Here is a 23,802-nt window from a genome sequence, read left to right as displayed (position 1 = left end):
AAAAAATGCTCTCGCGCCATCTTTGTAGACGATGCGAAAGCATAAAAGTTGCAAGTAATATATTACATGGAATAGTTTGGTGACTCTTTTGTAATCTGCACATCATGTGGATGTGATTCACGAAGACCTGCACCAGTCATTTTAACAAATTGTGCATTTTCTCGTAAATACTCAAGATGTGGTGCTCCACAATAACCCATACCAGCTCGGATACCACCAATCAGTTGATAGATTGTATCAGCTAATGGTCCTTTATAAGGAAGGCGACCTTCAATACCCTCAGGCACTAACTTTTTCGCATCCTCTTGGAAGTAACGATCTTTTGAGCCTTTTTCCATTGCTCCGATAGATCCCATACCACGGTATACTTTAAAGCGACGACCTTGGAAGATTTCTGTCTCTCCTGGAGATTCAGAAGTACCTGCAAGAAGTGAACCTAGCATTACAACATTTCCACCAGCTGCTAAAGCTTTCACAATATCGCCAGAGTATTTAATACCACCATCAGCAATAATTGTTTTACCAAGTTCACGAGCTACTGTAGCACAATCATATACTGCTGTAATTTGCGGTACACCTACACCAGCCACAACACGTGTAGTACAAATTGAACCTGGGCCAATTCCTACTTTAACAACATCTGCTCCAGCCTCGAATAATGCACGTGAACCTTCTGCAGTAGCTACGTTACCAGCAATGATTTCTAGTTCTGGGTAAGTTTCACGGATTGAACGTATTGTCTGTAATACACCTTCTGAATGTCCGTGTGCTGTATCGATTACTACAATATCAACTTGTGCTTCTACAAGCTTCTCGATACGTACCATTGTATCCTTGGATACACCTACTGCTGCACCTACAAGTAAGCGACCATGTGTATCTTTAGCAGCATTAGGGAATTCAATAACTTTCTCGATATCTTTGATTGTGATAAGACCAGTTAAACGACCTTCTTCATCAACAATCGGAAGTTTTTCGATTTTATATTGTTGAAGAATTTTTTCTGCATCCTCTAGAGTCGTTCCAACAGGAGCTGTAATTAAATCTTCTTTCGTCATAACATCTTCAATTTTTAAAGAGTAATCTGAGATAAAACGTAAATCACGGTTTGTAATGATTCCTACTAGTTTTTGGTTTTCCATACTGTCAACAATAGGTACACCAGAGATTCGGTATTTACCCATTAAATGCTCAGCATCGAAAACTTGATGAGTTGGAGTTAAGAAGAATGGGTTTGTAATAACACCATTTTCAGAACGTTTTACTTTTTCTACTTGTTCAGCCTGTTCGTCGATACCCATGTTTTTATGGATAATACCGATTCCGCCTTGTCGTGCCATAGCAATAGCCATTTTAGACTCTGTAACTGTATCCATACCTGCGCTGATCATTGGAATGTTTAATTTAATCTTTGGTGTTAATTGAACAGATAAATCAACATCTTTCGGTAATACTTCGGAATGAGCTGGTACTAATAATACATCATCAAAAGTTAAACCTTCTTTGGCAAATTTAGTCTCCCACATTTTCGTAACGTCCTCCTATAGTTAAAAGAATATTAATTGTAAGATTAACAACGTGGACTGCTACTGTCAAGAAACTTATAAAAGAAAGACAATTCAGACTTTTAATCATAGCAAATTTTAATTGAAAATCCAAATAAATAGCTATATAAAAAACTACTAGCGACCATCATATAGTTATATAAGATCTTACAATTAAATCTTTTGATAATGATTGATTTTTGTATAAAATCCTGTAATTTATGAAGAATTTCCTTAAAATAATAAAATAAAAAAAACAGCCAGCACACAGCTGACTGCCTTTATTGCCTAGCGACGTCCTACTCTCACAGGGGGAAGCCCCCAACTACCATCGGCGCTAAAGAGCTTAACTTCCGTGTTCGGTATGGGAACGGGTGTGACCTCTTTGCCATCATCACTAGACTATTTTCGGCTTTCAATATACATCGCATTTCTTCGTCAGCTTCTGTCGTTCAGTCAGTCACGTACTTGAGTACGCTCCTTCCCTCTCTCCATTGCTTCCTCGAACTACTCGTATCTTGAAACCCTTCATAAAAGAAATTATTCTTTCAAAACTGGATAAACGGTTCATTGAATGGTTCAAACATTTTGGTTAAGTCCTCGATCGATTAGTATTCGTCAGCTCCATGTGTCACCACACTTCCACCTCGAACCTATCTACCTCATCGTCTTTGAGGGATCTTACTTACTTGCGTAATGGGAAATCTCATCTTGAGGGGGGCTTCATGCTTAGATGCTTTCAGCACTTATCCCGTCCACACATAGCTACCCAGCGATGCCTTTGGCAAGACAACTGGTACACCAGCGGTGTGTCCATCCCGGTCCTCTCGTACTAAGGACAGCTCCTCTCAAATTTCCTACGCCCACGACGGATAGGGACCGAACTGTCTCACGACGTTCTGAACCCAGCTCGCGTACCGCTTTAATGGGCGAACAGCCCAACCCTTGGGACCGACTACAGCCCCAGGATGCGATGAGCCGACATCGAGGTGCCAAACCTCCCCGTCGATGTGGACTCTTGGGGGAGATAAGCCTGTTATCCCCGGGGTAGCTTTTATCCGTTGAGCGATGGCCCTTCCATGCGGAACCACCGGATCACTAAGCCCGTCTTTCGACCCTGCTCGACTTGTAGGTCTCGCAGTCAAGCTCCCTTGTGCCTTTACACTCTACGAATGATTTCCAACCATTCTGAGGGAACCTTTGGGCGCCTCCGTTACCTTTTAGGAGGCGACCGCCCCAGTCAAACTGTCCGCCTGACACTGTCTCCTGCCCCGCTAAGGGGCATGGGTTAGAATTTCAATACAACCAGGGTAGTATCCCACCGACGCCTCCTTCGAAGCTGGCGCTCCGAGATCTCTGGCTCCTACCTATCCTGTACAAGTTGTACCAAAATTCAATATCAGGCTACAGTAAAGCTCCACGGGGTCTTTCCGTCCTGTCGCGGGTAACCTGCATCTTCACAGGTACTATAATTTCACCGAGTCTCTCGTTGAGACAGTGCCCAGATCGTTACGCCTTTCGTGCGGGTCGGAACTTACCCGACAAGGAATTTCGCTACCTTAGGACCGTTATAGTTACGGCCGCCGTTTACTGGGGCTTCAATTCGCAGCTTCGCTTGCGCTAACCACTCCTCTTAACCTTCCAGCACCGGGCAGGCGTCAGCCCCTATACGTCACCTTACGGTTTTGCAGAGACCTGTGTTTTTGCTAAACAGTCGCCTGGGCCTATTCACTGCGGCTCTCATGCGCTTGCACGCTCAAGAGCACCCCTTCTCCCGAAGTTACGGGGTCATTTTGCCGAGTTCCTTAACGAGAGTTCTCTCGCACACCTTAGGATTCTCTCCTCGACTACCTGTGTCGGTTTGCGGTACGGGCACCTCTCACCTCGATAGAGGCTTTTCTTGGCAGTGTGAAATCAGGAACTTCGTCCATACGGACTCGCCATCACAGCTCAACGTTACAGTGTGCGGATTTGCCTACACACACGCCTTACTGCTTGGACGCGCATAACCAACAGCGCGCTTACCCTATCCTACTGCGTCCCCCCATTTCTCAAACGGTGAGGAGGTGGTACAGGAATATCAACCTGTTGTCCATCGCCTACGCCTATCGGCCTCGGCTTAGGTCCCGACTAACCCTGAGCGGACGAGCCTTCCTCAGGAAACCTTAGTCATACGGTGGACGGGATTCTCACCCGTCTTTCGCTACTCATACCGGCATTCTCACTTCTAAGCGCTCCACCAGTCCTTCCGGTCTGACTTCAACGCACTTAGAACGCTCTCCTACCACTGACATCGTAGATGTCAATCCACAGCTTCGGTGAATCGTTTAGCCCCGATACATTTTCGGCGCAGCGTCACTCGACCAGTGAGCTATTACGCACTCTTTAAATGATGGCTGCTTCTAAGCCAACATCCTGGTTGTCTGTGCAACGCCACATCCTTTTCCACTTAACGATTACTTTGGGACCTTAGCTGGTGGTCTGGGCTGTTTCCCTTTTGACTACGGATCTTATCACTCGCAGTCTGACTCCCGTGTATAAATATCTGGCATTCGGAGTTTGTCTGAATTCGGTAAACCGGGATGGCCCCCTAGTCCAAACAGTGCTCTACCTCCAGTATTCTCATCACGAGGCTAGCCCTAAAGCTATTTCGGAGAGAACCAGCTATCTCCAAGTTCGATTGGAATTTCTCCGCTACCCACACCTCATCCCCGCACTTTTCAACGTGCGTGGGTTCGGGCCTCCAGTAAGTGTTACCTTACCTTCACCCTGGACATGGGTAGATCACCTGGTTTCGGGTCTACGACCACGTACTATTTCGCCCTATTCAGACTCGCTTTCGCTGCGGCTCCGCCTTCTAAAGCTTAACCTCGCACGTAATCGTAACTCGCCGGTTCATTCTACAAAAGGCACGCTATCACCCATTAACGGGCTCTAACTACTTGTAGGCACACGGTTTCAGGATCTCTTTCACTCCCCTTCCGGGGTGCTTTTCACCTTTCCCTCACGGTACTGGTTCACTATCGGTCACTAGGTAGTATTTAGCCTTGGGAGATGGTCCTCCCGGATTCCGACGGAATTTCACGTGTTCCGCCGTACTCAGGATCCACTCAGGAGGGAACGAACTTTCGACTACAGGGCTTTTACCTGCTCTGGCGGACCTTTCCAAGTCGCTTCATCTAACTCGCTCTTTTGTAACTCCGTATTGAGTGTCCTACAACCCCAAGAGGCAAGCCTCTTGGTTTGGGCTCTTCCCGTTTCGCTCGCCGCTACTCAGGGAATCGATTTTTCTTTCTCTTCCTCCAGGTACTTAGATGTTTCAGTTCCCTGGGTCTGCCTTCAAGACGCTATGTATTCACGTCAAGATACTACGCGATTAAACGTAGTGGGTTCCCCCATTCGGAAATCTCCGGATCAAAGCTCACTTACAGCTCCCCGAAGCATATCGGTGTTAGTGCCGTCCTTCTTCGGCTCCTAGTGCCAAGGCATTCGCCGTGCGCCCTTAATAACTTAACCTATCAGCTTTCAATACACATCGCATTTAACTGCTCGTGTCTTGAAACCTTTTAATGTTATTAAGCCTATAAAAAACTTAAAAAAATAAATGTGTTTGTTACTATTTCAATGTCGTTTTATCCAGTTTTCAAAGAACAAGTTTTGAAGTATTTCATTCAGAAGAATGAACCTTCAAAACTGAACGCAAAACGTAATCTTACAAACCCAAGGTTTGTATTCCGAAAATATCCTTAGAAAGGAGGTGATCCAGCCGCACCTTCCGATACGGCTACCTTGTTACGACTTCACCCCAATCATCTATCCCACCTTCGGCGGCTGGCTCCAAAAGGTTACCTCACCGACTTCGGGTGTTACAAACTCTCGTGGTGTGACGGGCGGTGTGTACAAGGCCCGGGAACGTATTCACCGCGGCATGCTGATCCGCGATTACTAGCGATTCCGGCTTCATGTAGGCGAGTTGCAGCCTACAATCCGAACTGAGAACGACTTTATCGGATTAGCTCCCTCTCGCGAGTTGGCAACCGTTTGTATCGTCCATTGTAGCACGTGTGTAGCCCAGGTCATAAGGGGCATGATGATTTGACGTCATCCCCACCTTCCTCCGGTTTGTCACCGGCAGTCACCTTAGAGTGCCCAACTAAATGATGGCAACTAAGATCAAGGGTTGCGCTCGTTGCGGGACTTAACCCAACATCTCACGACACGAGCTGACGACAACCATGCACCACCTGTCACCGTTGCCCCCGAAGGGGAAACTATATCTCTACAGTGGTCAACGGGATGTCAAGACCTGGTAAGGTTCTTCGCGTTGCTTCGAATTAAACCACATGCTCCACCGCTTGTGCGGGCCCCCGTCAATTCCTTTGAGTTTCAGTCTTGCGACCGTACTCCCCAGGCGGAGTGCTTAATGCGTTAGCTGCAGCACTAAGGGGCGGAAACCCCCTAACACTTAGCACTCATCGTTTACGGCGTGGACTACCAGGGTATCTAATCCTGTTTGCTCCCCACGCTTTCGCGCCTCAGTGTCAGTTACAGACCAGATAGTCGCCTTCGCCACTGGTGTTCCTCCAAATCTCTACGCATTTCACCGCTACACTTGGAATTCCACTATCCTCTTCTGCACTCAAGTCTCCCAGTTTCCAATGACCCTCCACGGTTGAGCCGTGGGCTTTCACATCAGACTTAAGAAACCACCTGCGCGCGCTTTACGCCCAATAATTCCGGACAACGCTTGCCACCTACGTATTACCGCGGCTGCTGGCACGTAGTTAGCCGTGGCTTTCTAATAAGGTACCGTCAAGGTACAGCCAGTTACTACTGTACTTGTTCTTCCCTTACAACAGAGTTTTACGAACCGAAATCCTTCTTCACTCACGCGGCGTTGCTCCATCAGGCTTTCGCCCATTGTGGAAGATTCCCTACTGCTGCCTCCCGTAGGAGTCTGGGCCGTGTCTCAGTCCCAGTGTGGCCGATCACCCTCTCAGGTCGGCTACGCATCGTCGCCTTGGTGAGCCGTTACCTCACCAACTAGCTAATGCGCCGCGGGCCCATCCTATAGCGACAGCCGAAACCGTCTTTCAGTGTTTCACCATGAGGTGAAACAGATTATTCGGTATTAGCCCCGGTTTCCCGGAGTTATCCCAAACTATAAGGTAGGTTGCCCACGTGTTACTCACCCGTCCGCCGCTAACGTCGAAGGAGCAAGCTCCTTCTCTGTTCGCTCGACTTGCATGTATTAGGCACGCCGCCAGCGTTCGTCCTGAGCCAGGATCAAACTCTCCATAAAAGAAATTTGATTAGCTCAAATTGTTTTGCTGGCATCAATTTTGATGTCCAAAATTTTGTTTCGTTCACTAGCTAGGCTAGCTACTAAAAACTTTATTGATTACGTTTTGCATGTTCAGTTTTCAAGGTTCATTTGATGTTCGCTACTTTGCTAAGAGCTAACTTTTATATAATAACATGTTTTATAATGTTTGTCAAACAGTTATTTTATTTTTTATATTTTAGTAGCTGCATATCTCAACAGCAACTTTTATATAATAACATGCTTATTTTCAATGGTCAATAGTTTTTATAAATCTTTTTTTATAATCTTAGTCGTGGCCAGTTTCTTAAAAATTGAATGGTACGATTCCTTCCTATTTCTAAGAGTGTTTCTTTTGTTTCTTCATTTAAATCAAATTGCGTAGCACTGTAATCTTCTACAGGAATAAAAATAATATCTCTTTCATGTCTTCTTGATATATATCTTTCATCATGTGCATCTTTCATAGTTGAAAATAATGCTTCAAATAAATTTAATCCATTTTTAATTTCATGAGGACACTGTTCCTCTCTCCGTCTACTTAATTTAAGTCCTAAAATGGGTCGTACTTTTCTCCCCTCCCTATCGTCAAAAATCCATAAAGGGAAATTACTTAAAACACCTCCATCTACAATTACCGACTCACCTTTGCCTGTCTTTAACTTAACCGGTTCAAAGAAAAATGGTATACCACAGCTCATACGTAAAGCACAAGCAACTGAAAAATTATTGGCATCTATTTGGTATTTGTATAAATCGTCTGGCAATACAATTATTCTACCATTAGTTATATCTGAAGCGACTAGCTTTAGTGAATCTTTGGGTAGATCTCCAAAAGTATAAACGCCTTTTTCGGCCAATTTTTTGAAGAACCACTTTTCTAATGCCTTTCCTTTATACAGACCTAAATGGTTATAAACATTTATCCATTTCATAAAAGGGAAAGGTAATATTGTTCTTCTAGAATCGAGTAATGAAGGTACATCTAACTCTTCTAGCATAGTTTCAATTTCTCTACCGCTATATCCTGCAGCAATGAACGCAGCTAAGATTGCTCCAGCACTTGTACCAGCCACACGTTTAAAACGGAAATTTTCAGCTTCTAGTACTTGATAAGCTCCCACGAGTGCAAAGCCCTTCAAACCTCCCCCAGAAAACACACCATCAATCCACATATTCCCTCTCCTTTTTTCGTAATCTTTACATTATAAGAATCGAAATTGACGATTAGAACTAAAATTTGTATTTTAGTGTCGAAATCAAACTATTACTGAAAAAGGAATTACTTTAGTATTTAGGATATTGGAACAATTTCATAGATTGGTGTCCTCTTTTACAAATGAGAAAATATTATATAACATGAATTGTTTATATCATTTCAATTAACACTTCCAACTTATTAATTTAGTCATTCGTTTCATAAAGTTTCTACGTACCCATAATAGATTTACTCTATAAAATTTATGGAGATCTATATAAAAAACTTTACTTCAAATTAAAAATTTAAAAACATTTTATATGAAATAAAAAAACAGTCAGCACACAGCTGACTGCCTTTATTGCCTAGCGACGTCCTACTCTCACAGGGGGAAGCCCCCAACTACCATCGGCGCTAAAGAGCTTAACTTCCGTGTTCGGTATGGGAACGGGTGTGACCTCTTTGCCATCATCACTAGACTATTTTCGGCTTTCAATATACATCGCATTTCTTCGTCAGCTTCTGTCGTTCAGTCAGTCACGTACTTGAGTACGCTCCTTCCCTCTCTCCATTGCTTCCTCGAACTACTCGTATCTTGAAACCCTTCATAAAAGAAATTATTCTTTCAAAACTGGATAAACGGTTCATTGAATGGTTCAAACATTTTGGTTAAGTCCTCGATCGATTAGTATTCGTCAGCTCCATGTGTCACCACACTTCCACCTCGAACCTATCTACCTCATCGTCTTTGAGGGATCTTACTTACTTGCGTAATGGGAAATCTCATCTTGAGGGGGGCTTCATGCTTAGATGCTTTCAGCACTTATCCCGTCCACACATAGCTACCCAGCGATGCCTTTGGCAAGACAACTGGTACACCAGCGGTGTGTCCATCCCGGTCCTCTCGTACTAAGGACAGCTCCTCTCAAATTTCCTACGCCCACGACGGATAGGGACCGAACTGTCTCACGACGTTCTGAACCCAGCTCGCGTACCGCTTTAATGGGCGAACAGCCCAACCCTTGGGACCGACTACAGCCCCAGGATGCGATGAGCCGACATCGAGGTGCCAAACCTCCCCGTCGATGTGGACTCTTGGGGGAGATAAGCCTGTTATCCCCGGGGTAGCTTTTATCCGTTGAGCGATGGCCCTTCCATGCGGAACCACCGGATCACTAAGCCCGTCTTTCGACCCTGCTCGACTTGTAGGTCTCGCAGTCAAGCTCCCTTGTGCCTTTACACTCTACGAATGATTTCCAACCATTCTGAGGGAACCTTTGGGCGCCTCCGTTACCTTTTAGGAGGCGACCGCCCCAGTCAAACTGTCCGCCTGACACTGTCTCCTGCCCCGCTAAGGGGCATGGGTTAGAATTTCAATACAACCAGGGTAGTATCCCACCGACGCCTCCTTCGAAGCTGGCGCTCCGAGATCTCTGGCTCCTACCTATCCTGTACAAGTTGTACCAAAATTCAATATCAGGCTACAGTAAAGCTCCACGGGGTCTTTCCGTCCTGTCGCGGGTAACCTGCATCTTCACAGGTACTATAATTTCACCGAGTCTCTCGTTGAGACAGTGCCCAGATCGTTACGCCTTTCGTGCGGGTCGGAACTTACCCGACAAGGAATTTCGCTACCTTAGGACCGTTATAGTTACGGCCGCCGTTTACTGGGGCTTCAATTCGCAGCTTCGCTTGCGCTAACCACTCCTCTTAACCTTCCAGCACCGGGCAGGCGTCAGCCCCTATACGTCACCTTACGGTTTTGCAGAGACCTGTGTTTTTGCTAAACAGTCGCCTGGGCCTATTCACTGCGGCTCTCATGCGCTTGCACGCTCAAGAGCACCCCTTCTCCCGAAGTTACGGGGTCATTTTGCCGAGTTCCTTAACGAGAGTTCTCTCGCACACCTTAGGATTCTCTCCTCGACTACCTGTGTCGGTTTGCGGTACGGGCACCTCTCACCTCGATAGAGGCTTTTCTTGGCAGTGTGAAATCAGGAACTTCGTCCATACGGACTCGCCATCACAGCTCAACGTTACAGTGTGCGGATTTGCCTACACACACGCCTTACTGCTTGGACGCGCATAACCAACAGCGCGCTTACCCTATCCTACTGCGTCCCCCCATTTCTCAAACGGTGAGGAGGTGGTACAGGAATATCAACCTGTTGTCCATCGCCTACGCCTATCGGCCTCGGCTTAGGTCCCGACTAACCCTGAGCGGACGAGCCTTCCTCAGGAAACCTTAGTCATACGGTGGACGGGATTCTCACCCGTCTTTCGCTACTCATACCGGCATTCTCACTTCTAAGCGCTCCACCAGTCCTTCCGGTCTGACTTCAACGCACTTAGAACGCTCTCCTACCACTGACATCGTAGATGTCAATCCACAGCTTCGGTGAATCGTTTAGCCCCGATACATTTTCGGCGCAGCGTCACTCGACCAGTGAGCTATTACGCACTCTTTAAATGATGGCTGCTTCTAAGCCAACATCCTGGTTGTCTGTGCAACGCCACATCCTTTTCCACTTAACGATTACTTTGGGACCTTAGCTGGTGGTCTGGGCTGTTTCCCTTTTGACTACGGATCTTATCACTCGCAGTCTGACTCCCGTGTATAAATATCTGGCATTCGGAGTTTGTCTGAATTCGGTAAACCGGGATGGCCCCCTAGTCCAAACAGTGCTCTACCTCCAGTATTCTCATCACGAGGCTAGCCCTAAAGCTATTTCGGAGAGAACCAGCTATCTCCAAGTTCGATTGGAATTTCTCCGCTACCCACACCTCATCCCCGCACTTTTCAACGTGCGTGGGTTCGGGCCTCCAGTAAGTGTTACCTTACCTTCACCCTGGACATGGGTAGATCACCTGGTTTCGGGTCTACGACCACGTACTATTTCGCCCTATTCAGACTCGCTTTCGCTGCGGCTCCGCCTTCTAAAGCTTAACCTCGCACGTAATCGTAACTCGCCGGTTCATTCTACAAAAGGCACGCTATCACCCATTAACGGGCTCTAACTACTTGTAGGCACACGGTTTCAGGATCTCTTTCACTCCCCTTCCGGGGTGCTTTTCACCTTTCCCTCACGGTACTGGTTCACTATCGGTCACTAGGTAGTATTTAGCCTTGGGAGATGGTCCTCCCGGATTCCGACGGAATTTCACGTGTTCCGCCGTACTCAGGATCCACTCAGGAGGGAACGAACTTTCGACTACAGGGCTTTTACCTGCTCTGGCGGACCTTTCCAAGTCGCTTCATCTAACTCGCTCTTTTGTAACTCCGTATTGAGTGTCCTACAACCCCAAGAGGCAAGCCTCTTGGTTTGGGCTCTTCCCGTTTCGCTCGCCGCTACTCAGGGAATCGATTTTTCTTTCTCTTCCTCCAGGTACTTAGATGTTTCAGTTCCCTGGGTCTGCCTTCAAGACGCTATGTATTCACGTCAAGATACTACGCGATTAAACGTAGTGGGTTCCCCCATTCGGAAATCTCCGGATCAAAGCTCACTTACAGCTCCCCGAAGCATATCGGTGTTAGTGCCGTCCTTCTTCGGCTCCTAGTGCCAAGGCATTCGCCGTGCGCCCTTAATAACTTAACCAAGTTATTAAGCCTATAAAAAAACTTAAAAAATAAATGTGTTTGTTACAATTTCAATGTCGTTTTATCCAGTTTTCAAAGAACAAGTTTGGTGGAGCCTAGCGGGATCGAACCGCTGACCTCCTGCGTGCAAGGCAGGCGCTCTCCCAGCTGAGCTAAGGCCCCAAGAGGTATATATGGTGGGCCTAAATGGACTCGAACCATCGACCTCACGCTTATCAGGCGTGCGCTCTAACCAGCTGAGCTATAGGCCCTCTTGGAAGTTTTATATTATTAATAAACCTTCAAAACTGAACGCAAAACGTAATCTTACAAACCCAAGGTTTGTATTCCGAAAATATCCTTAGAAAGGAGGTGATCCAGCCGCACCTTCCGATACGGCTACCTTGTTACGACTTCACCCCAATCATCTATCCCACCTTCGGCGGCTGGCTCCAAAAGGTTACCTCACCGACTTCGGGTGTTACAAACTCTCGTGGTGTGACGGGCGGTGTGTACAAGGCCCGGGAACGTATTCACCGCGGCATGCTGATCCGCGATTACTAGCGATTCCGGCTTCATGTAGGCGAGTTGCAGCCTACAATCCGAACTGAGAACGACTTTATCGGATTAGCTCCCTCTCGCGAGTTGGCAACCGTTTGTATCGTCCATTGTAGCACGTGTGTAGCCCAGGTCATAAGGGGCATGATGATTTGACGTCATCCCCACCTTCCTCCGGTTTGTCACCGGCAGTCACCTTAGAGTGCCCAACTAAATGATGGCAACTAAGATCAAGGGTTGCGCTCGTTGCGGGACTTAACCCAACATCTCACGACACGAGCTGACGACAACCATGCACCACCTGTCACCGTTGCCCCCGAAGGGGAAACTATATCTCTACAGTGGTCAACGGGATGTCAAGACCTGGTAAGGTTCTTCGCGTTGCTTCGAATTAAACCACATGCTCCACCGCTTGTGCGGGCCCCCGTCAATTCCTTTGAGTTTCAGTCTTGCGACCGTACTCCCCAGGCGGAGTGCTTAATGCGTTAGCTGCAGCACTAAGGGGCGGAAACCCCCTAACACTTAGCACTCATCGTTTACGGCGTGGACTACCAGGGTATCTAATCCTGTTTGCTCCCCACGCTTTCGCGCCTCAGTGTCAGTTACAGACCAGATAGTCGCCTTCGCCACTGGTGTTCCTCCAAATCTCTACGCATTTCACCGCTACACTTGGAATTCCACTATCCTCTTCTGCACTCAAGTCTCCCAGTTTCCAATGACCCTCCACGGTTGAGCCGTGGGCTTTCACATCAGACTTAAGAAACCACCTGCGCGCGCTTTACGCCCAATAATTCCGGACAACGCTTGCCACCTACGTATTACCGCGGCTGCTGGCACGTAGTTAGCCGTGGCTTTCTAATAAGGTACCGTCAAGGTACAGCCAGTTACTACTGTACTTGTTCTTCCCTTACAACAGAGTTTTACGAACCGAAATCCTTCTTCACTCACGCGGCGTTGCTCCATCAGGCTTTCGCCCATTGTGGAAGATTCCCTACTGCTGCCTCCCGTAGGAGTCTGGGCCGTGTCTCAGTCCCAGTGTGGCCGATCACCCTCTCAGGTCGGCTACGCATCGTCGCCTTGGTGAGCCGTTACCTCACCAACTAGCTAATGCGCCGCGGGCCCATCCTATAGCGACAGCCGAAACCGTCTTTCAGTGTTTCACCATGAGGTGAAACAGATTATTCGGTATTAGCCCCGGTTTCCCGGAGTTATCCCAAACTATAAGGTAGGTTGCCCACGTGTTACTCACCCGTCCGCCGCTAACGTCGAAGGAGCAAGCTCCTTCTCTGTTCGCTCGACTTGCATGTATTAGGCACGCCGCCAGCGTTCGTCCTGAGCCAGGATCAAACTCTCCATAAAAGAAATTTGATTAGCTCAAATTGTTTTGCTGGCATCAATTTTGATGTCCAAAATTTTGTTTTGTTCACTAGCTAGGCTAGCTACTAAAAACTTTATTGATTACGTTTTGCTTGTTCAGTTTTCAAGGTTCATGTTGTTTATTTCAGCGTCACCTCTTGGCGACTCACTAATAATATCAAGATTCGACAACTATGTCAACATATTATCTAAAAATATTTCAATAGATTAAATTTATCAATTCAAACACTTGATACTAAGCAAAAATAGTATATTGCCTAGTAGAAGAGAAAGTTGGAAATTGAAGGTACTATACTTTATATAACCGTATACCTCTCCACATTATGATCCTTACTATAAATGAAAAAAGGCAGCCATAATTATGGCTTGCCTTTCTACAAATTAGTAATGATTCGAGAAATATAAAAACTGCGGTTTTTTCCTAAATCAAAAATTTCGCCTGTATGAACTAATTTAATGAGAGGACGTGTGGGTGCAAACTTATTTACAAACATGACTTCTCCACGCTCTAGGTTAGAAAGTTCAACAATCGTACCTATAGGGAGATCCGCAACAATATCGATTAATGCACGTACCACTTTAATATCAAACTTACCGAACTCAGATTCATTAATCATTTCTATTACTTTAAACGACGATTGCTTTGACCTATATACACGTTCACAAGTCATGGCATGGAATACATCTGCCACGGCAATGATTTGCGCAAAGATAGAAATATTAGCGATCTTTTCGCCTTTCGGATACCCGCTTCCATTTAAACGTTCATGGTGTTGAAATATTGCCTCTTTCATAGTTTCTTTTAAAATGGTTAAATCCTTCACCATGTTATAGCTATAAATTGGATGTTTATAAATTTCATCAAACTCCTGCTCAGTAAGAGGTGTCTTTTTATCTCGAATACGGGGGTGTACTTTAGCCATTCCACAATCAGCTAATAGGCCACCTATGGCAATTTGAATTGTTGTCCCTCTATCATAGCCTAACTTTTGAGCAACGACAGAGGAAATCAAAGCTGTTGCTACACTATGGTGATATAAATAGTCTTTAGGGTTAGAAAACTCATTTAAATCAAAAATAATTGTTCGATCTTCCAAGACCATTTCTACCAAAGGCAATATAATGGTTCTTGCTTTGGCGATATCTACTTTAGCACCCGCTTCCCAATTTTTAAATTCCTTTTTAAATTGTTCAATAGAATGATTATAAGACTTCCTAAAAGTCGGAATGTCCTCTACTACTACTTCTACATCAATTTCTTTCTTTTCCGACCGAATATCGTTTTGATTTTTATAAACAGGGACGTTAAAAATATTAAATGCCTGGAAAACTTGTAAATGTACATGGGAAATCATTGTATCTTTAAAGATGATAGGATACTGTGTATTAGCAAAAATATCTTCAGAAATTACTCTACCAACGCCTAACTCTGAAATTGGAACATGTATTGTTTCCATGAAATGAACACCTCTCCACTTTAACTTGCTTCAAATAAGGGTACTTTTATTTTATCATGTAATTCAAAATAATTACTTATTTTTCATTATTTATAATAAAAAACCGATGATCGACATGAACGCTGTCGTCATCGGTTTAAATTATTCCTCTATTTCCTCTTCGTCTTCAGGCAATTCTTCTGCTTTTTCAACCTTAGCCACAGTTGCAACCAATTCTTCATCACCTAAGCGAATTAAACGAACACCCTGTGTGCTGCGCCCAATTAATGAAATATCATTAACATCCATACGAATAAGCATACCGTTAATAGTTATAAGCATAAGATCCTCTGAACCATCAACTGTTTTCACAGCCACCATCGGACCATTTTTATCAGTAATTTGCATTGTTTTTAATCCAACGCCACCACGGCTTTGTAAACGATAATCATCTTCAGAAGTACGTTTACCATAACCTTTTTCAGTAACTACTAAAATTTCTTGTCCTGGTTCAACAATCTCCATACCTACTACTTCGTCACCATCACGAAGTTTAATACCTCGTACACCACCAGCTGTACGTCCCATAGAACGAATATCATCTTCTTGGAAACGAACAAGCATACCATCACGTGTACCAATGATAATTTGCTTATCCCCATCTGTTAAACGAACAGAAATAAGATCATCATCTTCTCGTAAACTGATAGCTATTAAACCATTCGTACGAATGTTGGCAAATTGTGATACAGGTGTACGTTTCGTAATACCCGTTTTTGTTGTAAAGATAAAGTACGCATCTTCATCAAATGATCCAACACGAATCATCGCTGTTACTTTCTCACCTTTATCGATATTGAGCAAGTTAACAATCGGTAGCCCTTTAGCTGTACGACCATACTCTGGAATTTCGTAACCTTTCGCTCTAAATACTTTACCTTTGGAAGTAAAGAATAGAATTGTATCATGCGTAGAGGTATTCATAAGATGTTCTACAAAGTCATCTTCGTTTGTACCCATTCCCTGAACTCCACGACCACCGCGTTTCTGACTACGATATGTATTCGCAGCTAAACGTTTAATATAGCCGTTATGCGTTAAAGTAACGACTGAATTTTCAACAGGAATTAGATCCTCATCTTCAATCATTTCAATACCGCCAGAAGTAATTTCAGTACGGCGTATATCACTATAGCGGTCTTTCAGCTCTAAAATTTCAGTACGAATGATATCAACAATTTTAGCTTCGTCCGCTAAAATTGCCTTTAATTCAGCTATTAGAACCTGAAGCTCTTGATATTCAGCTTCTATTTTTTCACGCTCTAAGCCACTTAAACGAACTAAACGCATATCTAAAATTGCTTGAGCTTGTCGTTCTGATAAATTAAAACGCTCCATTAATTGAGGCTTCGCTTCTTCACCACTACGTGAACCACGAATAATCGCAATTATTTCATCAATATGATCTAATGCAATTCGTAAGCCTTCTAAAATATGTGCACGGTCTTCTGCTTTTCGAAGATCGAATTCAGTACGACGACGAATAATAACTTTTTGGTGCTCTAAATAATGGTATAGCATTTCTTTTAAGCCCAATACCTTTGGCTGACCATTTACTAATGACAGCATATTGATACCAAAGCTTGATTGCATAGCTGTTTGTTTGTATAGATTATTTAACACTACATTTGCATTTGCATCTTTTCGTACCTCGATAACTACCCGCATACCACGACGGTCTGACTCATCACGTAAATTCGTAATACCATCGATTTTTTTATCACGCACAAGCTCTGCTATTTTTTCAATCAGCTTAGCCTTATTTACTTGGTATGGTAATTCATGAACAAGGATAGTTTCCTTACCATTCGCCTTTTGCTCAATTTCCACCTTCGCACGAATAATAATAGAACCACGGCCAGATTCATAGGCTCTACGAATCCCACTACGGCCTAAAATTAATCCGCCAGTAGGGAAATCTGGGCCAGGGATGATTTCCATCAATTCTTCTGTAGTAATGGCTGGGTTTTCAGAAAGTGCTATAACCGCATCAATCGTTTCTCCCAAATGGTGAGGAGGAATATTTGTGGCCATACCAACGGCAATCCCTGCAGCACCGTTTACTAATAAGTTTGGATAACGACTTGGTAAAACAATCGGTTCTTTTTCGGAGCCATCATAGTTATCTGTATAATCAATTGTGTCTTTATTGATATCACGTAGCATTTCCATCGCAATTTTAGACATACGTGATTCTGTATAACGCATAGCTGCCGCTCCATCACCATCAACAGAACCAAAGTTCCCATGACCGTCAACAAGCATATAACGATAGCTAAAATCTTGTGCCATACGTACCATAGCATCATAAATGGAAGAGTCACCATGTGGATGGTACTTACCCATAACATCACCAACAATACGTGCTGATTTTTTGTAAGGTTTATCTGCTGTATTTCCTAACTCCTGCATCCCATATAAAATACGACGATGTACTGGTTTTAATCCATCACGTACATCAGGTAATGCACGTGAAACAATTACACTCATTGCATAATCAAGAAAGGATGTTTCAATTTCTTCTGTAATATTAATTCCTTTAACACCGGAGCGTTCTTGTTCTGACAAAGTGTAGACCTCCTCTCAAGAAAAATTAGATATCTAAATTAGCGTAAACGGCATTTTCCTCAATAAATTGACGACGAGGTTCAACTTCATCGCCCATTAAACGCTCAAATGCTTGGTTAGCCTTAATTGCATCATCTAATTCTACTTGTAATAATGTACGGTGCTCTGGATCCATTGTAGTATCCCAAAGTTGTTCAGCATTCATTTCACCAAGACCTTTATAACGTTGTACATTCGGTTTTGGCATTTTTGGTAGTCGTTCTAAAATTTCTTTTAATGTTTCATCATCATAGCAATATTCAACATGCTTACCTTGTTTCACTTGATAAAGTGGTGGCTGCGCAATGTAAATATAGCCTGCCTCTATAAGTGGACGAAGGAAACGGAAGAAGAATGTTAAAAGCAATGTACGAATATGTGCACCATCAACATCGGCATCTGTCATAATAATAATTTTATGATAACGGGCCTTTTCTAAATTGAACTCTTCTCCAATACCAGTACCGAATGCTGTAATCATGGCACGGATTTCTGCGTTCGATAAAATCTTATCTAAGCGTGCCTTTTCAACATTGAGAATTTTCCCACGTAAAGGCAATATTGCTTGGAAGTGACGATCACGTCCTGATTTAGCTGATCCTCCCGCAGAATCACCCTCAACAATATAGATTTCACAATCAGCTGGATTCGTTGAAGAACAGTCAGCCAATTTACCAGGCAAACTTGACACTTCAAGTGCATTTTTACGACGAGTAAATTCACGGGCCTTTTTGGCTGCGACACGAGCACGAGCTGCCATTAAACCTTTTTCCACAACTTTGCGAGCAACAGTTGGATTTTCCAACATAAAACGTTCAAAGCCATCCGAGAATAAAGCGTTAGTAATTTGACTTACTTCCGAGTTCCCTAACTTTGTTTTTGTTTGCCCCTCAAATTGAGGATCTGGATGTTTAATAGAAACAATAGCTGTTAAGCCTTCGCGCACATCCTCACCTGTCAAATTGGCATCAGCTTCTTTCAATAATCCACCTTTTCGTGCGTAATCATTAATGACGCGTGTAAGAGCTGTTTTAAAACCAGACTCATGTGTACCACCTTCATACGTATTAATGTTATTAGCAAATGAAAATATATTAGAAGAGAATCCGGCATTATATTGCATAGCAATCTCAACCGAGATACCATCTTTTTCTCCAAGTACATCAATCGGATCATGAATCGGCTCTTTAGATTGATTTAGGTGCTCAACATATGAACGAATACCACCTTCATAGTGATATGTAGTTGAACGCTCCTCACCTTCACGTTCATCGGCAATGGTAATCTTGATTCCACGATTTAAATAAGCCAATTCACGAATACGATGAGCTAAAATATCATACTCATAAACAGTAGTTTCTTTAAAAATTTCTGGGTCCGCTTTAAAACGTGTTGTTGTTCCATTACGGTCTGTATCACCAATAATTTTTAGCTCTTGTATCGTTTTTCCACGTTGGAATTTGATTTCATGAATATGACCTTCGCGGTGAACTTGCACAATTGTTTCAGCAGAAAGAGCATTAACAACGGATGCCCCTACTCCATGTAGACCACCTGAAACTTTGTAGCCTCCACCGCCAAATTTACCACCAGCATGTAAAACTGTCATGATAACTTCAACAGCAGGCTTACCCATCTTTTCTTGAATGCTGACCGGAATACCACGACCGTTATCTTCTACGCGAATCCAGTTTTCTTTTTCAATTGTTACTTGTATATCAGTACAAAATCCTGCTAGAGCTTCATCGATACTATTATCAACGATTTCCCATACTAAGTGGTGTAACCCTTTTGAGCTTGTTGAACCGATATACATCCCTGGTCTTTTACGTACTGCCTCTAAACCTTCTAATACCTGTATCTGATCGGCCTCATAAGCTTGGTTTTGTAAACCTTCGTTCTCTATAGCCACGGCTTTCATCTACTCCTTCATAACATCATTGTGTGTAAATGAATGAACAGTCAACCGAGCTGACTATTACCATTCTTTTGTAATCTAAAAAACTACCCTGGCTAACTTTTTTCTATCGCACCTTGTTTCACGTGGAACAGTTGAGCCTGCTCCATTGTTTCATGATGAATTCCTTCAACACTTGTAGTTGTGACAAAGGTTTGCACTTCACCTTGAATGGTATTTAATAAATGCGATTGACGATAATCATCAAGTTCCGACAAGACATCATCTAAAAGTAGTATGGGTGTTTCATTTGTTTCTTGTTTAATTAATTCAATTTCAGCAAGTTTTAAAGACAATGCGGTTGTACGCTGCTGTCCTTGCGAGCCATATGTTTGCACATCATAGCCATTTACTAAAAACTGCAAATCATCACGATGTGGACCTACTAACGTCACACCTCTGTCAAATTCGCGTTCTCTTGCTTCCATCAATTTTTGATGTAAAGTATTTTCAATTTCGCTAGAAGAATGTTCTTTTTCTATTCCAGCTACCGTACGATATTTTATAACGAGCGTTTCCTTCCCTTGTGATATACCTGCATGTATAGGTTCAGCCCACTCCTGCAATAAATCCATAAATTGAAATCTTTTACGAATAATTTGGGTAGCTGCATGAATATATTGTTCATTATAAACCTCATACATCACATCATTTGACATGGACTTGCCCTGGTTCATCTTTAAGAAATGGTTACGTTGTTTTAAAACTTTTTGAAAGGTTAATAAATCATGTAAATAGACAGGCGAAATTTGCCCAATCTCCATATCAATAAAACGTCGGCGTATTTGCGGACTACCCTTTACAACGTTTAAATCCTCTGGTGCAAACATTACGACGTTCATTTGGCCAATATAATGACTAAGGCGACTTTGCTCTATATGATTTATCTTGCCCTTTTTACCCTTCTTTGTAATCGTAAGCTCAATCGGTAAAATACCATGTCTTTTTTGAACGGCCCCTTCTATTTTACCATAGTCTGAATCCCAACGTATCAATTCTTTATCGTTCGTTGTTCGATGGGATTTAGCCATTGCTAATACGTAAATAGACTCCATAACATTTGTTTTTCCTTGAGCATTTTCACCAATGAAAACATTAATTTTTGGAGAGAAGTTTAAAGCTAAGGCATCATAATTACGGTAATTTGTAAGTTTTATTTGTTCAATATGCATAGTTTATTGCCCAGTTGGTCCTACGATCTGAAAACGACCACATCCTGGTATATTTATAACATCTCCGTTACGTAATTTTCGACCTCGACGATCGTCTACTTCTCCATTGACATATACAGCATTTTCCTGTAAAAACCACTTCGCCATTCCACCTGAACTAATGGCATCAGATATTTTTAATAGCTGCCCTAACGTGATGAACTCCTCATCGATTTTAATGTCCTGCATAGTGTGTTCCCCTCCAAATACAGACTGACTATCTCTCTATCATACCTAAAATTTCCCCATAAGTAAAAAAGATAGCCGCAAATTGCGACTATCCTAACAGATCTTAAATTTTTAGTAAGTACGTACAGGTAAAATTAATTGTAAAATTGCATCGTCATGAACCGAGCGTAAAATAAACGGTCTCATTGCGCCTGTAAATTGAATAACTACATCTTGGCCGTCGATTGCCTTCAATGCCTCCATCATATATTTGGCACTAAAAGAAATTTTCAGACCTTCCCCTTCTAATGACTCAACAGGAATTTCCTCTTGTACTTTACCGATTTCAGGTGAATTAGAAGAAACTTCAACTGCTTGGTGGCCTAATATTTCAAAACGGACAACATTATTACGGTCTCCTCTTGCTACTAGTGAGGCACGGTCAATAGCTTGCAATAAAGATTTGCCGTTAATCGTTACATTAGTTTGATATTCTTCCGGAATTAAGCGAGTAGTGTCTGGGTAATTTCCTTCTAACAAACGAGAGAAGAATAAAACATCTCCTGTTTTAAATAATACTTGCTGACTTGTAATAACAATTTGGACAAGGTTTGTAGAATCCTCTAGTACTTTATTTAACTCATTTAAACTTTTTCCTGGGATAACAACACTGTGCTCAACAGCTGGTAAATTTTCTAGTTGTACCTTACGTCTAGCTAAACGGTGACTATCTGTTGCAACACAGATTAATGTTTCGTCTTTAATCTGCCAGTTTACACCTGTCAACACTGGTCTACTTTCTGAAGTGGCAACTGCAAACACTGTTTCACGAATAATTGTTTTTAGAAGATCAGCAGGAATAGTAAATTTTTGATCTTCCGTTAATTCTGGTAATAATGGGTATTCAGCTGCATCAGAGCCAATTAAATGGAACTCAGATTTACCAGAGCGAATATGAGTTTGGAAACCAGGTGTTACATGGATTTCAACATCATTTGTTGGTAATTTACGTACAATTTCATTAAACATACGAGCTTGTACAACTATTGATCCTGTTTCTGCAATGTGAATAATCTGTTGTCCATCTTCCTCAACAGGGATAAATGTTTGGATTGTAATATCTGCATCACTACCTGTTAAGCGAATACCTTCTTCTGTTACATCAATTTTAATCCCTGTTAAAATCGGGATAGTTGTTTTAGAACTTACTGCTTTCATGACATCATTTAAACCCTCTAATAAACGGTCACGTAAAATATCAAATTTCATTCGTTTTCCCTCACATATTTATATTATTTATTTATATAAAATAAAAAAGATATAGTAATAGGCTCTGTGGATTTGTGGATAAGTGCCTTTTTATGAATAAAATCAGTCTATCCACATGTAGATAGACTGTGTATAAGTTTGTGTTTAAATAGTAGGATTGTCCACAGTAATTACTTCCCTAGCATGCTACGAATTTGTTTAACATCTTGTTGAAGCTGGACGTCATTTTTCAACAAAGAAGATATTTTTTCGTGAGCATGAATCACAGTTGTATGATCACGTCCTCCAAATTCTTCGCCAATTTTCGGCAGCGAAAAATCTGTTAATTCGCGTGATAAATACATGGCAATTTGGCGAGGAAAAGCAATTAGCTTTGTACGCTTTTTCGCCACAAAATCTTCTAAACGTATACTAAAATGCTCACCAACAGCATTTTGAATGTCTAATATTGTCACAGTTCGTGGCTTTGAATTAGGAATGATATCCTTTAGTGCCTCTGCAGCAAGTGTGGCATTAATATCTTTGTTTACGAGTGATGAATAGGCAACGACGCGAATAAGCGCACCTTCAAGCTCCCTAATATTGGAGTCAATCTGGTTCGCAATATAGAGCATCACCTCATTGGGTACCTCTAAACCATCTGCTTTTGCTTTTTTACGCAGAATAGCAATACGTGTTTCCAAATCAGGAGGTGCAATATCCGTTATTAATCCCCATTCAAAACGTGAACGTAGCCGATCCTCTAATGTTGGAATTTCCTTTGGAGGTCGGTCACTTGATATAACAATTTGCTTGGATTCTTCATGTAAAGTATTAAACGTGTGGAAAAATTCTTCTTGAGTTGATTCTTTTCCAGCAAGGAATTGAATATCATCAATTAGCAGTACATCCACATTGCGGTACTTATTGCGAAAATCAAGTGCTTTGTTATCACGAATAGAGTTAATAAATTCATTTGTAAATTTCTCAGATGATAAATAGACTACTTTTGCATTCGGATTATGCTCTAAAACATAATGACCAATGGCATGCATTAAGTGCGTCTTACCAAGCCCAACTCCCCCATAAATGAAGAAAGGGTTATAAGCCTTTGCAGGTGCTTCAGCAACTGCTAGAGAGGCAGCATGTGCAAAGCGGTTACCAGAGCCAATAACAAACGTATCAAAAGTATACTTCGGGTTTAGCATCCCCGGTGAAATATCATGGTGATCGTTATTTTTTGCTTGGATAATCGGCGCCGGCAAATCAAAATCGTCCGAATCCTGGTTTTTTTGAACAACAAATTTAATAAGCAAGTCTTCGCCTGTAAGCTCCGTTAATATACCTGTAATCAAATGAATATAATGATTCTCAAGCCAATCTCGAGCAAACGAATTTGGCGCAGCAATTGTCACAGTTGAACCACTGCCATTGTAGGACAGTAATTTGGTAGACTTTAGCCACGTTTCGAAGCTTGGTTTAGAAATTTTTTGTTCAACTTGAGCCAGGACATTATTCCATAATTCTTCTAAATGTTCCAA

At 42.7% G+C, this 23,802-nt stretch carries 9 protein-coding genes, 2 tRNA genes and 6 rRNA genes; all 17 read right to left on the bottom strand.

The features are described from left to right. Window positions 1–62: 62 nt before the first annotated feature. Window positions 63–1,526, bottom strand: coding sequence for an IMP dehydrogenase (gene guaB / locus MKY80_RS00085; RefSeq protein WP_008179648.1), 1,464 nt, complete (start codon window positions 1,524–1,526; stop codon window positions 63–65). Window positions 1,527–1,830: 304 nt separating this feature from the next. Beyond that, window positions 1,831–1,946, bottom strand: a 5S ribosomal RNA gene (gene rrf, locus MKY80_RS00080). 186 nt (window positions 1,947–2,132) lie between these two features. Continuing rightward, window positions 2,133–5,060: ribosomal RNA gene (locus tag MKY80_RS00075) — 23S ribosomal RNA — on the bottom strand. A 234-nt stretch (window positions 5,061–5,294) separates the two neighbouring features. Then, window positions 5,295–6,846: ribosomal RNA gene (locus MKY80_RS00070) — 16S ribosomal RNA — on the bottom strand. A gap of 302 nt (window positions 6,847–7,148) precedes the next feature. Next, window positions 7,149–8,042 carry a patatin-like phospholipase family protein gene (locus tag MKY80_RS00065; RefSeq protein WP_342531403.1) on the bottom strand — a complete coding sequence of 298 codons (894 nt, stop codon included), beginning with the start codon at window positions 8,040–8,042 and terminating at the stop codon, window positions 7,149–7,151. Between the two features lie 386 nt (window positions 8,043–8,428). Next, window positions 8,429–8,544 (bottom strand): 5S ribosomal RNA (rrf, locus tag MKY80_RS00060). Between the two features lie 186 nt (window positions 8,545–8,730). Further along, window positions 8,731–11,658, bottom strand: a 23S ribosomal RNA gene (locus tag MKY80_RS00055). A gap of 88 nt (window positions 11,659–11,746) precedes the next feature. Further along, a tRNA-Ala gene (locus MKY80_RS00050) sits at window positions 11,747–11,822 on the bottom strand. A gap of 12 nt (window positions 11,823–11,834) precedes the next feature. Further along, window positions 11,835–11,911: transfer RNA gene (locus tag MKY80_RS00045), tRNA-Ile, on the bottom strand. 93 nt (window positions 11,912–12,004) lie between these two features. Next, window positions 12,005–13,556 (bottom strand): 16S ribosomal RNA (locus MKY80_RS00040). Together the 16S, 23S and 5S rRNA genes with 2 tRNA genes alongside form the textbook arrangement of a ribosomal RNA operon. Window positions 13,557–13,948: 392 nt before the next feature. Continuing rightward, on the bottom strand, window positions 13,949–15,031 hold the full coding sequence (locus MKY80_RS00035; RefSeq protein WP_008177998.1) for an HD-GYP domain-containing protein: 1,083 nt from the start codon (window positions 15,029–15,031) through the stop codon (window positions 13,949–13,951). Between the two features lie 141 nt (window positions 15,032–15,172). After that, window positions 15,173–17,638, bottom strand: a complete 2,466-nt coding sequence (gyrA, locus tag MKY80_RS00030) for a DNA gyrase subunit A (RefSeq protein WP_008177996.1) — start codon at window positions 17,636–17,638, stop codon at window positions 15,173–15,175. Window positions 17,639–17,663: 25 nt separating this feature from the next. Then, window positions 17,664–19,598 (bottom strand): DNA topoisomerase (ATP-hydrolyzing) subunit B, encoded by a 1,935-nt coding sequence (gene gyrB / locus MKY80_RS00025; RefSeq protein ID WP_089986465.1) that lies wholly within the window; start codon window positions 19,596–19,598, stop codon window positions 17,664–17,666. Window positions 19,599–19,690: 92 nt separating this feature from the next. After that, a complete protein-coding gene (gene recF, locus MKY80_RS00020) occupies window positions 19,691–20,806 on the bottom strand; it encodes a DNA replication/repair protein RecF (protein WP_008177992.1) in 1,116 nt (371 codons plus the stop codon). A 3-nt stretch (window positions 20,807–20,809) separates the two neighbouring features. Further along, complete coding sequence (gene yaaA, locus MKY80_RS00015; RefSeq protein ID WP_008177990.1) at window positions 20,810–21,034, bottom strand: S4 domain-containing protein YaaA; 225 nt, start codon at window positions 21,032–21,034, stop codon at window positions 20,810–20,812. A 111-nt stretch (window positions 21,035–21,145) separates the two neighbouring features. Further along, a complete protein-coding gene (gene dnaN / locus MKY80_RS00010) occupies window positions 21,146–22,282 on the bottom strand; it encodes a DNA polymerase III subunit beta (RefSeq protein WP_342531400.1) in 1,137 nt (378 codons plus the stop codon). 170 nt (window positions 22,283–22,452) lie between these two features. After that, the gene (gene dnaA, locus MKY80_RS00005; RefSeq protein WP_008177987.1) at window positions 22,453–23,802 is read right to left on the bottom strand and encodes a chromosomal replication initiator protein DnaA; all 1,350 of its coding nucleotides are present in this window, start codon (window positions 23,800–23,802) and stop codon (window positions 22,453–22,455) included.

The organism is Lysinibacillus sp. FSL R5-0849 (assembly GCF_038595075.1).
GTDB classification, from domain to species: Bacteria; Bacillota; Bacilli; order Bacillales_A; family Planococcaceae; genus Lysinibacillus; species Lysinibacillus fusiformis.
This window is presented reverse-complemented; position numbering and strand designations above follow the sequence as displayed.